The organism is Salmonella sp. SAL4457, assembly GCF_046548235.1.
GTDB classification, from domain to species: Bacteria; Pseudomonadota; Gammaproteobacteria; order Enterobacterales; family Enterobacteriaceae; genus Salmonella; species Salmonella enterica.
In genome coordinates, this window is record NZ_JBGDZO010000151.1 from 1 (window position 1) to 360 (window position 360).

General features: G+C 66.1%; 1 protein-coding gene. It reads left to right on the forward strand.

Annotated elements, in window-relative coordinates; all coding sequences use genetic code 11:
* The coding region (locus tag ACLJNW_RS23670) for an efflux RND transporter permease subunit (RefSeq protein WP_410961152.1) at window positions 1-360 on the forward strand (360 nt) is incomplete at both ends.

Genomic DNA, 360 nt, shown 5'->3' on the forward strand with positions numbered 1-360 from the left:
TCCACGCGCAACTGCCGGTGTTGCAGGAACTGCTCGGGCCGCAGGTCAAGCTGAACGTGATGGACGATCGCAGCCCGTCGATCCGTGCGTCGCTGGAAGAGGCCGAGCTGACCCTGCTGATCTCGGTGGCGCTGGTGATCCTGGTGGTCTTCCTGTTCCTGCGCAACGGCCGCGCCACGCTGATCCCCAGCCTGGCGGTGCCGGTCTCGCTGATCGGCACCTTCGCGGTGATGCACATGCTCGGCTTCTCGCTCAACGCGCTGTCGCTGTTCGGCCTGGTGCTGGCCATCGGCATCGTGGTGGACGACGCCATCGTGGTGGTGGAGAACGTCGAGCGCAACATCGGCCTCGGCCTCAAGC